Below are 14554 nucleotides of genomic sequence, written 5' to 3' on the forward strand. Positions count from 1 at the left end.
TACGACCAGTACATTTTGGTGCACTTCGGCCGCGGAGCGGCTTCGTAGGCTGGTCGGATCCCGTCCGATCCGGCTCGGTCCGGCCTGCGTCGGCCGCCTGATCCGGCTCGATCGACCATCCGCAAGGAGCCCCGCCCGTGACCCGACCGCCCCTCCGCGTCCAGCCCCTCACCCGCGACCAGCACCTCGCCTTCGTCGCGGCCCGACCCTCCGCCAGCCATATGCAGACGCCCGCCTGGGGCGAGGTGAAGCCGGACTGGACGCCGGAGAGTCTGGGCTGGTTCGACGGGGAGGGGCGGCTGGTCGGGGCCGGGCTCGCGCTCTTCCGGCCGCTGCCGAGGCTGAAGAAGTACCTGGCGTATCTGCCGGAGGGGCCGCTGATCGACTGGCACGCGCCCGACCTCGCCGAGCGGTGGCTCGCGCCGATGCTCGCCCATCTCAAGGGCAGGGGCGCCTTCTCGGTGAAGATGGGCCCGCCCGTCGTCGTGCGCCGCTGGAGCGGCGAGGCGGTGAAGGCCGCCATCGCCGACCCGGCCGCCCGGCGACTGCGGGACGCCGAGCCGACCTCCTGCGACCGGCGTGCCCTCGACATCGCCGAAGGCCTGCGGCGGGCCGGCTGGCGGCAGGCCGAGCCGGGGAGCGAGGAGGGCTTTGCGGCCGGGCAGCCGCGGTACGTCTGCCAAGTGCCCTTCGCCGGGCGGTCGTTGGACGACGTCCAGCGCGGCCTCAACCAGCAGTGGCGGCGCAACATCAAGAAGGCCGACAAGGCGGGCGTGAAGGTCGTGCGGGGTGGCTCCGAGGATCTGCCCGTCTTCTACGACCTCTACGTCGAGACCGCCGAGCGGGACCGTTTCATCCCGCGCCCGCTGCCCTACTTCCAGCGCATGTGGACCGCGCTCACCGCCGAGCACCCCGACCGCATGCGGCTCTACCTCGCCCACCACGACGGAGACACCCTCGCCGCCGCCACGATGCTGACGGTCGGCACACACGTGTGGTACTCCTACGGCGCCTCCACCGACCGCAGGCGCGAGGTCCAGCCCAACAACGCCATGCAGTGGCGCATGATGACCGACGCCCACGAACTCGGCGCCGCCGTCTACGACTTCCGCGGCATCACCGACACGCTGGAGGAGTCCAACCAGCTGCTGGGCCTGCTGCGGTTCAAGGTGGGCGCCGGGGGCGAGGCGGTCGAGTACCTGGGGGAGTGGGACTTCCCGCTGAACCGGCTGCTGCACAAGGCGCTGGATCTGTACATGGCGCGGCGGTAGTCCGACGGTCGGGCAGGGCTGTACGAGTCCGCCCGTCCAGACTCTGGGACAGTGGCGTAAGGGGTTCACACACCTGACGAGGTCTACTACCCTGGACTGCGCAGTACAGCACGATGAACGCATAAACCGGCCCCGCCGTGTCCCGTCCGTCCGAGTCGAGCCCTGGAACGCCCGTGAGCACCCCCGACGCCGCCGCCACCCCCGCACCGACCCACGCCCGGCCCGTTCCCGAGCCGGCCGTCGGCGGCCCGCGCCGCTTGAGCTCCCTCGGGCCGGTCGGGCTCGTGCTCGCCGGAGGGATCTCCGTGCAGTTCGGCGGCGCGCTCGCGGTGAGCCTGATGCCGCGGGCCGGTGCGCTCGGCGTGGTGGCGCTGCGGCTGCTGGTCGCGGCGGTCGTCCTGCTGGTGATCTGCCGTCCCCGGCTGCGCGGCCACTCCCGTACCGACTGGGGCACGGTGATCGTCTTCGGGATCACCATGGCGGCGATGAACGGCCTCTTCTACCAGTCCGTCGCCCGCATCCCGCTGGGCGCCGCGGTCACCCTCGAGGTGCTGGGCCCGCTCGCCCTCTCCGTCCTGTCGTCCAGGCGCGCGGTCAACGTCGTCTGGGCCGGACTCGCCCTCGCCGGTGTCTTCCTCCTCGGCGGCGGAGGCTTCGACAGCCTGGACCCCGTAGGTGTCGCCTTTGCTCTGGGTGCCGGCGCCATGTGGGCGGCGTACATAGTCTTCAGCGCCCGTACGGGCCGACGCTTCCCCCAGGCCGATGGGCTGGCGCTCGCCATGGCGGTGGGGGCCGTACTGTTCCTGCCCCTGGGCATCGCCGAATCGGGCACGAAACTGCTCGACCCGGTGACCGTCGGACTGGGCGCGGCCGTCGCCGTCCTCTCCTCGGTCCTCCCCTACACCCTCGAACTCCTCGCACTGCGCCGCCTGCCCGCGGCCACCTTCGCCATCCTGATGAGCCTCGAACCCGCCGTCGCCGCGACTGCCGGCTTCCTCATCCTCGACCAGGCCCTCACCGCCCCCCAGGCCCTGGCCATCGCCCTGGTCATCGCGGCGAGCATGGGGGCGGTACGGACGCAGGTGGGGCGTGGGAAGCCGAAGGCCGTCGCCTACGGCCAGGGCAACGCCCGTGATCGAGACGCCTAGGGCCCTTCTGATGGATCTCCGTGGGAGAAGGAGCGGCATTCGGTGCGCCGAGGGTGCGTGCCGGGCGTCGCGACGCCGCGGAGATTCATCAGAAGGGCCCTAGGGGTGAAAGCCCCGCACAGCACCCGCGGCGCCCGGCACGCACCCTCGCCGCACCGGACACCGCGGGCACCGCACGGGATTTTCAGAACACCCCCTAGCGCATCAGCAGGCCCTGCACGGTAAGCCCGTGGTTCACGCGCAGCCGGCGCAGCTCCCACAGGCCCGCCGCGGTCACCGAGGCCGGGGCGCCGAGCACGAGCAGCATCCGGACCGGTACCGGCACGCCCGCGTAGGCACCGGTGAACAGGTCGACCAGGGCCATCTCCCACACCAGTGCCATGGCCAGCAGCGGCGGCAGCGTCTCGTGGATGTCGGCGGTGCGGAAGACATGGGTGAGCGCCAGACCCACGCCCCAGACTATGAAGGGCAGCACCCACACGAAGACGACCGTGAGGACGACGACCGTGACGACGGTCATCGCCGGGCCGGTCGCGAAACGACCCTCGGCGAAGCCGGTGAGCACGATCACCGGGAACACGAACACCGCGGCCAGGAGCGCCACGATCGCACCGAAACACCTGGCCGAACGGCGCAGCAGCTCGCGTCGGGCCGTGTCCGGCACCAGGGCGAGCAGGATGCCGACCGCGACCGGGAAGGTCACGGCCAGCATCAGGACGCTGATCCAGGACTGGTCGGTGCGGTTGTCGACGACGTCCCCGATGGAGTCGGCGATCTTGTAGGTGACCGACATCCACACCACCGCGGCCAGACCCACCAAGGTGCGGATCTTCTGCATGCGGGCCACCGCGGCGTCCTCGACGATGCCCGGCCTGGACGGCTTGAAGACCCTGCGCGCGGTGTGGACGGGGCCGATCCGCCGCCACAGCCGCATCAAGGGGCCGGGCGGCGCGGGCGTCGGCGGCACCGGGTAGGGCGGGTACGGGTACGGGTACGGCGAGTGGGGATGGGGCGCGTACGGGTGCGGGCCGTGGGGCGGTTGGCCGCCGACCGGCGGGGTGGGCTGAGGCGGGTACGGGCCAGGAGGCGGCGGGAACTGCGGCTGCCGGTGTGGGTCGTAGGGCGGCTGTCCGCCCGGGTTCCAGTTGCTCATCCCTGTGTTTCCCCCGATGTGTGAGAGACGCGTCGCCCATGCGACGGGCGCGGCGGCCGAGTGTATTGATCGCACGCCCCACCCACACCCACAACCTTCCCTGGGTGAACACTTCTCAATTCATGCAAGCACGCTTGCTTGTTTCTGTTCCCGCTGCCATGCTCCTCACCACGCCGTGCCAGAGGGGAGCGCACCGTGTCCGATCCGACGCCCGTGTTCGACGATCTGCGCGAGGAGAGCGAGGAACTCGACCGGCTGGTCGCCGAGTCGGACGACGGTCAGTGGGCGCTCGCGACTTTGGCGCCCGGCTGGACCGTCGCCCACCAGATCGCGCACCTCGCCTGGACGGACCACTCGGCGCTGCTGGCGGTGACCGACATGGACGCCTTCCACACTCTGGTGGAGAAGGCGCTGGTGACGCCGGGGTCGTTCGTCGACGAGGGGGCGGAGGAAGGGGCCGGTCTTCCGCCCGCCGAGCTGCTGTCGCGGTGGCGGGAAGGGCGGGCCGCGCTCGACACGGCGTTGCGCGAGGCCCCACAGGGGGTCCGCTTCCCCTGGTACGGGCCGCCCATGTCCGCCGCCTCCATGGCCACGGCCCGGCTCATGGAGACCTGGGCTCACGGTCTGGACATCGCCGACGCGCTGGGTGTGGTGCGCACACCCACCGACCGGCTGAGGCATGTGGTGTGGATCGGGGTGCGGACGCGGGACTTCGCCTTCGGTGTGCACGGACTCCCCGTGCCGCTCGACGACTTCCGGGTCGAACTCGTCTCGCCCTCCGGCGAGGTGTGGGCATACGGCCCCGAGGACGCCCCGCAGCGCGTGACCGGTCCGGCGCTGGACTTCTGTCTCCTGGTCACCCAGCGCGCCCACCGCTCCGACCTCGCCCTGCGCGCCGAAGGCCCCGACGCCGACCGCTGGTTCGACATCGCCCAGGTCTTCGCGGGCCCGCCCGGCGCGGGTCGCGCACCGAAGGGGACGGGACGGTGACCCCGCCCGCCTCGCCGACCCAGCTGAAGCCCCCGACCTCGCCCCCCGCCCTTCCGCCCTTGCGGATCGGCAACGCCTCCGGCTTCTACGGCGACCGCTTCGACGCCATGCGCGAGATGCTCACCGGCGGCGAACTGGACGTCCTCACCGGTGACTACCTCGCCGAGCTGACCATGCTCATCCTCGGCCGCGACCGGCTGAAGGACCCCGGCGCCGGATACGCCCGTACCTTCCTGCGGCAGCTGGAGGAGTGCCTCGGGCTGGCGCGGGAGCGGGGGGTCAGGATCGTCGCCAACGCCGGCGGCCTCAACCCGGCCGGGCTCGCCGACGCCGTACGGCGGCTCGCGGACCGGCTCGGCGTCCCCGTCCGCGTCGCCCACGTCGAGGGCGACGACCTCACCGCCGCCCACCCCGGCAGCCTGGCCGCCCACGCCTACCTCGGCGGCTTCGGCATCGCGGCCTGTCTGCGGGAGGGCGCGGACATCGTCGTCACCGGGCGGGTGACGGACGCGGCGCTGGTCACCGGGTCCGGCGCCGCGCACTTCGGATGGGGGCCGGGGGACCACGACCGGCTCGCGGGCGCCGTGGTCGCCGGACATGTGCTGGAGTGCGGGGCACAGGCGACCGGCGGCAACTACGCCTTCTTCCACGAGAAGGCCCACGACCTCGACCGACTGAGCCGCCCCGGCTTCCCCCTCGCCGAACTCCACGAGGACGGCACCTGCGTCATCACCAAGCACCCCGGCACCGGCGGCTTCGTCGACGTCGGCACGGTCACCGCCCAGCTGCTGTACGAGACGGCGGGTGCCCGATACGCCGGGCCGGACGTCACCGCCCGTCTGGACACCGTACGGCTCACCCAGGACGGCCCGGACCGCGTCCGCGTCGAGGGCGTACGGGGGGAGGCCCCGCCCCCGACCCTCAAGGTGGGCGTCAACCGCCTGGGCGGGTTCCGGGGCGAGGTCGCCTTCGTGCTCACCGGCCTCGACATCGAGGCCAAGGCCGCCTTGGTGCACGCGCAGATGACGGACGCGCTCGCCAAGTCGCCACCCGCCGAGGTCCGTTGGGACCTGGTGCGCACCGACCGGCCGGACGCGACGACCGAGGAGACGGCGAGCGCACTGCTGCGGCTCGTCGTGCGGGACCGGGACCAGGAGGTCGTCGGGCGGGCGCTCGGCGGGGCGGCGGTGGAGCTGGCGCTCGCCAGTTACCCCGGCTTCCATGTGGTGGCGCCACCGGGAAAGGGCTCGCCCTATGGGGTCTTCGAGGATGTGTACGTCCCCCATGATGCCGTCGCCCATGTGGCCGTCCTCCACGACGGACGCCGGGTTCCTGTGCCGTCGGCCCACGACACGGCCGTACTCGACGACGTGCCGGTCCCGGCCCTCCCCGAGCCCCTGCCGCCCTCGCCCACGAAACGCGCCCCTCTCGGCCTAGTCGCGGGTGCCCGCAGCGGGGACAAGGGCGGCAACGCCAACGTCGGTGTCTGGGTGCGGACGGACGCCGCCTGGCGTTGGCTAGCGCACGAGCTCACCGCCGACCGGTTCCGGCAGCTGATCCCCGAGAGCCGGGAACTCAAGGTCACCCGGCACGTCCTGCCCGGGCTCCGCGCCCTCAACTTCGTCGTCGAGGGCATCCTCGGCGAGGGCGTCGCCGCCCAGCACCGCTTCGACCCGCAGGCCAAGGCACTCGGCGAATGGCTGCGCAGCCGCCACCTCGACATCCCGGAGATCCTCCTGTGACCGTCATCGCCTCTTCCCTGGACCCGAAGAGCCCCGAACACGCGGCCAACCGCGAGGCCATGCTCAGCAAGCTCGCCGAACTCGACGCCGAGCACGCCAAGGCCCTCGCGGGCGGCGGCGAGAAGTACGTCGCACGGCACCGGGCGCGCGGCAAGCTCCTCGCCCGTGAGCGCATCGAGCTGCTCCTCGACCCCGACACGCCCTTCCTGGAGCTGTCCCCGCTGGCCGCCTGGGGCAGCGACCACACGGTCGGCGCGTCCCTCGTCACCGGTATCGGCGTGGTCGAGGGCGTGGAGTGCCTGATCACCGCCAACGACCCGACCGTGCGCGGCGGAGCGAGCAACCCGTGGTCGCTGAAGAAGGCCCTGCGGGCGAACGACATCGCCCTCGCCAACCGGCTGCCCGTCGTCAACCTCGTCGAGTCGGGCGGCGCCGACCTTCCTTCCCAGAAGGAGATCTTCATCCCCGGAGGCGCCATCTTCCGGGACCTGACACGACTGTCGGCCGCTGGGATCCCCACCGTCGCGGTCGTCTTCGGCAACTCCACGGCAGGCGGGGCGTACGTCCCCGGCATGTCCGACCACGTGATCATGGTCAAGGAGCGCGCCAAGGTGTTCCTCGGCGGCCCGCCCCTGGTGAAGATGGCCACCGGCGAGGAGAGCGACGACGAGTCCCTCGGCGGTGCGGAGATGCACGCGCGCGTGTCGGGTCTCGCCGACTACTTCGCCGTCGACGAGCCGGACGCCCTGCGCCAGGCCCGCCGCGTGGTCGCCCGCCTCAACCACCGCAAGGCGTACGACGATCCGGGCCCCGCCGAACCCCCCAAGTACCCCGCTGACGAACTCCTCGGCATCGTCCCCGGCGACCTGCGCACCCCCTTCGACCCGCGCGAGGTCATCGCCCGCATCGTCGACGCCTCCGACTTCGACGAGTTCAAGCCGATGTACGGAACGAGCCTGGCGACCGGCTGGGCGGCCCTGCACGGCTATCCGGTCGGCGTGCTGGCGAACGCCCAGGGGGTCCTGTTCAGCGAGGAGTCGCAGAAGGCGGCCCAGTTCATCCAGCTCGCCAACCAGCGCGACGTCCCCCTCCTCTTCCTGCACAACACCACCGGCTACATGGTCGGCAGCCAGTACGAGCAGGGCGGCATCATCAAACACGGCGCGATGATGATCAACGCGGTCAGCAACAGCCGCGTACCCCACCTCTCCGTCCTCATGGGCGCGTCGTACGGCGCCGGCCACTACGGCATGTGCGGGCGCGCCTACGACCCCCGCTTCCTCTTCGCCTGGCCCAGCGCCAAGTCGGCCGTCATGGGCCCTCAGCAGCTCGCCGGAGTGCTCTCGATCGTCGCCCGGCAGTCGGCGGCCGCCAAGGGGCAGCCCTACGACGAGGAGGGCGACGCCGCCCTGCGCGCCATGGTGGAGCGGCAGATCGAGTCGGAGTCGCTGCCCATGTTCCTGTCCGGGCGGCTGTACGACGACGGCGTCATAGATCCGCGCGACACCCGCACGGTCCTCGGTATGTGTCTGTCCGCCATCCACACCGCGCCTTACGAGGGCGCGCGCGGTGGCTTCGGCGTCTTCCGGATGTGAGGGATCACCAGTGATCACTTCTGTGCTCGTGGCCAACCGGGGCGAGATCGCGTGCCGTGTCTTCCGCACCTGCGGTGAGTTGGGAATCCGAACGGTCGCCGTGTACTCGGACGCCGACGCGAACGCCCTCCACGCGCGCGTGGCCGACGCGGCGGTACGGCTGCCGGGGGCGGCGCCCTCCGACACGTATCTGCGCGGCGACCTGATCGTGAAGGCGGCCCTCGCGTCCGGCGCGGACGCGGTGCACCCCGGCTACGGCTTCCTCTCCGAGAACGCCGACTTCGCCCGCGCCGTCCTCGACGCAGGCCTCGTCTGGATCGGCCCGCCCCCGGAGGCGATCGAGGCCATGGCGTCCAAGACGCGCGCCAAGGAGCTGATGGGCCTCGCCCCCCTCGGCGAGGTCACCGACACCGACCTCCCCGTCCTGGTCAAGGCGGCCGCGGGCGGCGGCGGACGCGGAATGCGCGTCGTACGCCGGCTGCAAGAGCTGCCCGCCGCCCTGGAGAGCGCCCGCACCGAGGCCGCGAGCGCCTTCGGCGACGGCGAGGTGTTCGTCGAGCCGTACGTCGAGAACGGCCGCCACGTCGAGGTTCAGATCCTCGCCGACACCCACGGCACGGTCTGGGCGCTCGGCACCCGCGACTGCTCCCTCCAGCGCCGCCACCAGAAGGTCGTCGAGGAGGCCCCCGCACCGGGCCTGACCCCCGAACTGACCGCCTCCCTCCACGACATGGCCGTACGTGCCGCCCGAGCCGTCGACTACGTGGGCGCCGGCACCGTCGAGTTCCTCGTCGCCGGCGACACCGCGCACTTCCTGGAGATGAACACCCGTCTCCAGGTCGAACACCCCGTGACGGAAGCCGTCTTCGGCCTCGACCTGGTCGCCGAACAACTCCGCGTCGCGGAGGGCCACGCCCTCCCCGACGACCCGCCACCCGCGCGTGGCCACGCGATCGAGGCCCGCCTCTACGCCGAGGACCCCGCCCACGAGTGGGCCCCGCAGACCGGCACCCTGCACCGTTTCGCCGTCCCCGCCGGCGTCCGCCTGGACACCGGCTTCACCGACGGCGACGACATCGGCGTCCACTACGACCCGATGCTCGCCAAGCTCGTCACCCACGCCCCCTCGCGCGCGGAGGCGATCCGCAGACTCGCGGGCGCCCTGGAACGGGCGGCACTCCACGGCCCGACCACCAACCGCGACCTCCTCGTCCGCTCCCTGCGCCACGAGGAGTTCACCACCGCCCGCATGGACACGGGCTTCTACGACCGCCACCTCACCGAACTCACCGAGCCCGCCCCCGACCCGCACGCCCCCCTCGCCGCGGCCCTCGCCGACACCCACGCCCGCTCCCGCTTCGGCGGCTTCCGCAACGTCCCCTCCCAGCCCTGGACCAAGCGCTATCTGATGGCCGGCGAGGAGATCGAGGTCCGCTACCGGCACACCCGCGCGGGCGGCCTGGAAGCGGACGGCGTACGGGTCGTACACGCCGACGCACATCTCGTCGTCCTCGAAGTCGACGGCGTACGAAGGAACTTCGAGGTCGCAAGGTACGGCGACGAGATCCACGTCAACACCACGCGCCTCACCGCACTGCCCCGCTTCCCGGACCCGACAGCACAACACGCGCGGGGTTCGCTGCTCGCCCCGATGCCCGGGACGGTCGTACGAGTCGCCGACGGCCTGACCGAGGGCGCGACCGTAAAGGCCGGTCAGCCCCTGCTCTGGCTGGAGGCGATGAAGATGGAGCACAAGGTCGTGGCGCCCTCCACCGGCACGCTGAGCGCCTTGCATGCCGTACCTGGTCAGCAGGTAACGGTCGGCGCATTGCTGGCGGTAGTGCAAGAACCCTAGGGGCGCGGGGAACTGCGCGAGCAACCACACACAACCCGCACCCGGGAAGGAGTCCCATGCCCACCACTCTCGAATCAGAAGAACACAAGGCCCTACGGTCCGCGGTAGCCGCCCTCGGCAACCGCCACGGCCGTACCTACGACCGCGAAGCCCTCTGGTCCGAGGCAGCCAAACTCGGCTACCTCGGCGTCAACCTGCCGGAGGCACACGGCGGCGGAGGCGGCGGCATAGCCGAACTCTCCATCGTCCTCGAAGAACTCGGCGCCGCGGGCTGCCCCCTGCTCATGATGGTCGTCTCCCCGGCGATCTGCGGCACGGTCATCGCCCGCTTCGGCACCGAAGAGCAGAAACGCGACTGGCTCCCCGCCCTCGCCGACGGCACCCGCACCATGGCCTTCGGCATCACCGAACCCGACGCCGGCTCCAACAGCCACCGCATCACGACCACGGCCCGCCGCGACCCGGACACCGGGGACTGGATCCTCACCGGCCGCAAGGTCTTCATCTCCGGCGTCGACATAGCCGACGCCACCCTCTTAGTCGGCCGCACCGCGGACGCCCGCACCGGCAACCTCAAGCCCTGCCTCTTCATCGTCCCGCGCGACGCCGAAGGCTTCACACGCCGCCGGATCGACATGGAACTCGACGCCGCCGAGAAGCAGTTCGAGCTGACCCTCGACGACGTACGCCTCCCCGCGGACGCGCTCGTCGGAGACGAGGACGCGGGCCTCCTCCAGCTCTTCGCCGGCCTCAACCCAGAGCGCATCATGACGGCCGCCTTCGCGATCGGCATGGGCCGGTACGCACTCGCCCGCGCCGTCGAGTACGCCCGCGACCGCACCGTCTGGAAGGCCCCCATCGGCGCCCACCAGGCCATCGCGCACCCCCTCGCCCAGGCGCACATCGACCTCGAACTGGCCCGTCTGATGATGCAGAAGGCGGCCTGCCTGTACGACGCGGGAGACGACGTAGGCGCAGGTGAGGCCGCCAACATGGCCAAGTACGCGGCCGGGGAGGCCTGTGTGAGGGCGGTCGACCAGGCGGTGCACACCCTCGGCGGGAACGGCCTCACGCGCGAGTTCGGGCTCGCCTCGTTGATAACCGCCGCGCGCGTGTCTCGTATTGCTCCGGTGAGCCGGGAGATGATTCTCAACTACGTCTCCCACCAGACCCTGGGCCTGCCCAAGTCGTACTGACCGGCACCGCCCGGCACCGTGTCGCGAGGAGGAACCGTGTTCCGCAGCGAGTACGCAGACGTCCCGGCCGTAGAACTCCCCATCCACGAGGCCGTACTGGGCCGGGCCGCCGAGTTCGGGGACACGCCCGCGCTCGTCGACGGCACGGACGGCACCACCCTCACCTACGAGCAGCTCGACCGCTTCCACCGGCGGGTCGCCGCCGCCCTCGCCGAGGCCGGCGTCCGCAAGGGCGACGTGCTCGCGCTGCACAGCCCGAACACGGTGGCCTTCCCGACGGCGTTCTACGCCGCCACGCGCGCGGGTGCCTCCGTCACGACCGTGCACCCGCTCGCCACGCCCGAGGAGTTCGCCAAGCAGCTGAAGGACTCCGCGGCCCGCTGGATCGTCACCGTCTCGCCGCTGCTGGAGGTGGCACGCCGGGCGGCCGAACTCGCGGGCGGCGTACGGGAGATCTTCGTGTGCGACAGCGCCCCGGGGCACCGGTCGCTCATCGACATGCTGGCCTCCGCCGCACCCGAACCACAGGTCGACATCGACCCCGTCACGGACGTCGCCGCCCTGCCGTACTCCTCCGGCACCACCGGCATCCCCAAGGGCGTGATGCTCACCCACCGCCAGATCGCCACCAACCTCGCCCAGCTCGAACCCGCGATATCGGCGGCCCCCGGCGACCGCATCCTCGCCGTGCTGCCCTTCTTCCACATCTACGGCCTCACCGCCCTGATGAACGCGCCCCTGAGGCAGGGCGCGACGGTCGTCGTGCTGCCCCGCTTCGACCTGGAGACCTTCCTCGCGGCCATCCAGAACCACCGCATCACCGGCCTGTACGTCGCCCCGCCGATCGTCATCGCCCTCGCCAAGCACCCGCTGGTCGCCCAGTACGACCTGTCGTCGCTGAAGTACGTCGTCAGCGCCGCCGCGCCCCTGGACGCCAAGCTCGCGGTGGCCTGCTCGCAGCGCCTGGGCCTGCCGCCCGTGGGACAGGCGTACGGCATGACGGAACTGTCCCCCGGCACCCACGTCGTCCCGCTGGCCGCGATGCGGGACGCCCCCGCCGGAACCGTCGGCCGGCTCATCGCCGGCACCGAGATGCGGATCGTCTCCCTCGACGACCCCGACAAGGACCTCGGCACCGGCGAGTCCGGCGAGATCCTCATCCGCGGCCCGCAGGTCATGAAGGGCTACCTCGGCCGCCCCGACGCCACCGCCGCGATGATCGACGCCGACGGCTGGCTGCACACGGGGGACGTGGGCCATGTGGACGCGAACGGCTGGCTGTTCGTCGTGGACCGCGTCAAGGAACTGATCAAGTACAAGGGCTTCCAGGTGGCCCCCGCCGAACTGGAGGCTCTCCTGCTCACCCACCCCGGCATCGCCGACGCGGCGGTCACCGGCGTCTACAACGACGACGGCAACGAGGTCCCGCACGCCCACGTGGTCCGTCGGCCCACCGCCACGGACCTCTCCGAGGGCGAGGTCATGATGTACGTCGCCGAACGCGTCGCCCCGTACAAACGCGTCCGTCAGGTCACCTTCATCGACGGCGTCCCCCGGGCCGCCTCCGGCAAGATCCTGCGCCGCGAACTGCGGACACCGAGGGAGCACACATGACGCTGATCGGCCGCACGCGCGCGCGTGGCGTCGAGACCCTCACCCTCGACTCCCCGGCCAACCGCAACGCGCTCTCGGCCGCCCTCGTGGGCGAGCTGACCGACGCGCTGACCGACTGCGCCAAGGACGCCGACGTACGCGCGATCGTCCTCACCCACACCGGCAACACGTTCTGCGCGGGCGCCGACCTGCGCCACCCGCCGCCCCCGGACGCACTGGTGGCGCTGCTCCGGCAGATCGTCGAACTGCCCAGACCGGTCGTCGCCCGGGTCACCGGCCACGTCCGCGCGGGCGGCCTCGGCCTGCTCGCGGCCTGTGACATCTCCGCCGGGTCGGCGCGGGCCACCTTCGCCTTCAGCGAGGTCCACATAGGCGTCGCCCCCGCGGTCATCTCGCTGCCCCTGCTGCCCCGCACCGACCCGCGCGCCCTGGCCCGCTACTACCTCACCGGCGAACGCTTCACGGCCCCGGAGGCGGCCCGCATCGGCCTGCTGACGGTGGCGGGCGAGGACGTCGACGACGCCCTGGCCCCGGTCCTGGACGGCCTGCGCCGGGCCTCCCCGCAGGCCCTGGCCGAGACGAAGGCGCTGCTCACGGCTAAGGTGCTGGAGACCTTCGACCGGGACGCGGCCGACCTGACCGCGCTCTCGGCCAGGCTGTTCTCCTCCGCGCAGGCCCGCGAGGGGATGACGGCCTTCCTAGAAAGACGGGATCCGGAATGGGCGGTGTGAGCACAGTCGGCGACCGCGTGGACCGAGCGGACCGCGTGCCCAAGCAGGACCGCAGCCGGGCCACCCGGCAACGGCTCCTGGAGGCCGCCGTGGCCTGCCTCGCCGAGCACGGCTGGGCGGGCTCCACGGTCTCCGTCGTCGCCGAACGCGCCGGCGTCTCCCGAGGCGCGGCCCAGCACCACTTCCCGACCCGCGAGGACCTCTTCACGGCGGCCGTTGAGTACGTCGCCGAGGAGCGTTCGACGGCGCTGCGGGCGCTGTTCCCCGAGGGTGCTGCCGGGGACCGCCGGGTGGTGGTGTCGGCGCTGGTGGACCTCTACACCGGCCCGCTGTTCCGCGCGGCGCTGCATCTGTGGGTGGCCGCGTCGAACGAGGAGCAGCTACGGCCGCGGGTCACGGAGCTGGAGGCCCGCGTGGGCCGCGAGACCCATCGGATCGCGGTGGACCTGCTGGGCGCCGACGAGTCCCGGCCGGGCGCCCGCGAATCCGTGCAGGGTCTGCTGGACATGGCCCGCGGACTGGGCCTGGCCAACCTGCTCACGGACGACACGACACGCCGGGACCGCGTGGTCGCGCAATGGGCGGCGCTGCTGGACGAGGCGTTGGGCTGAGGGCGTTGTCAGTGCCGGGGTCTACGGTTCGGGCATGGGTGATCACTTCCAGACGATCGTCGACCTCCAGGCGACCCCGGGGCAGGCGGAGCGGCTCGCCGAGCGGGTCGTCGCGTGGCTGGTGGCCGAGGGCATCGTCCTCGCCGAGCGCACGGACTGCGTGCTCGGCCAGCCGCTCGGCCATCCCCCGGGCCCGAACTGGCGGCGGGTGGCCGCTCCGGAGGACGCCGACCGGGATCTCTGGGACGGTCTCGCCGTCTACACCGGGCGCACCGTCTTCCACAGCGGGCAGGGCGAACCGGAGGCGGTGACCTGTCCGCGCTGTGGCGTCACCACCCGGCTGACCAGCGACGGGTGGGACCTGCTCGAGGACGTCTGGGCGCCGTTCGCCAGGGCCATCGACACCTGGCACAAGACGGGCACCGCCCAGGTCGACTGTCCCGCGTGCGCCGACTCCGTCCCCCTGCCCGACTGGACCTGGGCCGACGAGTGGTTCGCCTTCGCCCACCTCGGCTTCGAGTTCTGGAACTGGCCGCGGTTCACCGAGGAGTTCCGCAGCCGAGTATCCGAGCTGCTGGACGGCCACCGGACGGCTTACGTCTGGGGCAAGCTCTGACCCGGGGCCCCTCGTCCCGCCGCCCTGCCGCC

At 72.0% G+C, this 14554-nt stretch carries 12 protein-coding genes; 11 read left to right on the top strand and 1 reads right to left on the bottom strand.

The window, feature by feature from the left end:
• The first annotated feature begins 137 nt into the window (after window positions 1-137).
• Both ACFZBP_RS22525 and ACFZBP_RS22530 read left to right on the top strand, forming a co-directional pair.
• Window positions 138-1271 carry a lipid II:glycine glycyltransferase FemX gene (locus ACFZBP_RS22525; protein WP_383447368.1) on the top strand — a complete coding sequence of 378 codons (1134 nt, stop codon included), beginning with the start codon at window positions 138-140 and terminating at the stop codon, window positions 1269-1271.
• A 173-nt stretch (window positions 1272-1444) separates the two neighbouring features.
• A complete protein-coding gene (locus ACFZBP_RS22530) occupies window positions 1445-2419 on the top strand; it encodes an EamA family transporter (protein WP_391415510.1) in 975 nt (324 codons plus the stop codon).
• Window positions 2420-2615: 196 nt separating this feature from the next.
• On the opposite strand, the gene ACFZBP_RS22535 is transcribed toward ACFZBP_RS22530, so the two are convergent.
• On the bottom strand, window positions 2616-3572 hold the full coding sequence (locus tag ACFZBP_RS22535; RefSeq protein ID WP_391415512.1) for a hypothetical protein: 957 nt from the start codon (window positions 3570-3572) through the stop codon (window positions 2616-2618).
• Between the two features lie 195 nt (window positions 3573-3767).
• Between ACFZBP_RS22535 and ACFZBP_RS22540 the strand changes: the two genes are divergently transcribed.
• The 9 genes from ACFZBP_RS22540 (at window position 3768) to ACFZBP_RS22580 (ending at window position 14522) form a co-directional block, all read left to right on the top strand.
• Window positions 3768-4562, top strand: coding sequence for a TIGR03084 family metal-binding protein (locus ACFZBP_RS22540; RefSeq protein WP_391415514.1), 795 nt, complete (start codon window positions 3768-3770; stop codon window positions 4560-4562).
• Between the two features lie 107 nt (window positions 4563-4669).
• Window positions 4670-6304 carry an acyclic terpene utilization AtuA family protein gene (locus ACFZBP_RS22545; protein WP_391416082.1) on the top strand — a complete coding sequence of 545 codons (1635 nt, stop codon included), beginning with the start codon at window positions 4670-4672 and terminating at the stop codon, window positions 6302-6304.
• Window positions 6301-7899 carry a carboxyl transferase domain-containing protein gene (locus tag ACFZBP_RS22550; RefSeq protein ID WP_391415516.1) on the top strand — a complete coding sequence of 533 codons (1599 nt, stop codon included), beginning with the start codon at window positions 6301-6303 and terminating at the stop codon, window positions 7897-7899. Before ACFZBP_RS22545 ends, ACFZBP_RS22550 begins: the two co-directional genes overlap by 4 nt.
• 10 nt (window positions 7900-7909) lie before the next feature.
• On the top strand, window positions 7910-9754 hold the full coding sequence (locus tag ACFZBP_RS22555) for a biotin carboxylase N-terminal domain-containing protein (protein WP_391415518.1): 1845 nt from the start codon (window positions 7910-7912) through the stop codon (window positions 9752-9754).
• A 56-nt stretch (window positions 9755-9810) separates the two neighbouring features.
• The gene (locus tag ACFZBP_RS22560; protein WP_391415520.1) at window positions 9811-10950 is read left to right on the top strand and encodes an acyl-CoA dehydrogenase family protein; all 1140 of its coding nucleotides are present in this window, start codon (window positions 9811-9813) and stop codon (window positions 10948-10950) included.
• Window positions 10951-10986: 36 nt separating this feature from the next.
• On the top strand, window positions 10987-12564 hold the full coding sequence (locus ACFZBP_RS22565) for an AMP-binding protein (RefSeq protein WP_391415522.1): 1578 nt from the start codon (window positions 10987-10989) through the stop codon (window positions 12562-12564).
• Window positions 12561-13295 (top strand): enoyl-CoA hydratase family protein, encoded by a 735-nt coding sequence (locus ACFZBP_RS22570; protein ID WP_383447393.1) that lies wholly within the window; start codon window positions 12561-12563, stop codon window positions 13293-13295. The genes ACFZBP_RS22565 and ACFZBP_RS22570 overlap by 4 nt, the downstream gene beginning before the upstream one ends.
• Entirely contained in the window at window positions 13283-13906 is a 624-nt protein-coding gene (locus tag ACFZBP_RS22575) for a TetR/AcrR family transcriptional regulator (protein ID WP_383447396.1), read from the top strand. The genes ACFZBP_RS22570 and ACFZBP_RS22575 overlap by 13 nt, the downstream gene beginning before the upstream one ends.
• A 34-nt stretch (window positions 13907-13940) precedes the next feature.
• The gene (locus ACFZBP_RS22580) at window positions 13941-14522 is read left to right on the top strand and encodes a hypothetical protein (RefSeq protein WP_391415525.1); all 582 of its coding nucleotides are present in this window, start codon (window positions 13941-13943) and stop codon (window positions 14520-14522) included.
• The last annotated feature ends 32 nt before the right edge of the window (window positions 14523-14554 follow it).

Origin of the sequence: Streptomyces sp. NPDC008086, assembly GCF_042957325.1 — a bacterium.
Classification (GTDB): domain Bacteria; phylum Actinomycetota; class Actinomycetes; order Streptomycetales; family Streptomycetaceae; genus Streptomyces.

Bases quoted from the DNA above. Each gene is read 5' to 3' on its own strand.
- ACFZBP_RS22535 (WP_391415512.1), bottom strand. From the start codon at position 3,572: ATGAGCAACTGGAACCCGGGCGGACAGCCGCCCTACGACCCACACCGG.
- ACFZBP_RS22545 (WP_391416082.1), top strand. From the start codon at position 4,670: ATGCGCGAGATGCTCACCGGCGGCGAACTGGACGTCCTCACCGGTGAC.
- ACFZBP_RS22560 (WP_391415520.1), top strand. From the start codon at position 9,811: ATGCCCACCACTCTCGAATCAGAAGAACACAAGGCCCTACGGTCCGCG.
- ACFZBP_RS22570 (WP_383447393.1), top strand. From the start codon at position 12,561: ATGACGCTGATCGGCCGCACGCGCGCGCGTGGCGTCGAGACCCTCACC.
- ACFZBP_RS22575 (WP_383447396.1), top strand. From the start codon at position 13,283: ATGGGCGGTGTGAGCACAGTCGGCGACCGCGTGGACCGAGCGGACCGC.
- ACFZBP_RS22580 (WP_391415525.1), top strand. From the start codon at position 13,941: ATGGGTGATCACTTCCAGACGATCGTCGACCTCCAGGCGACCCCGGGG.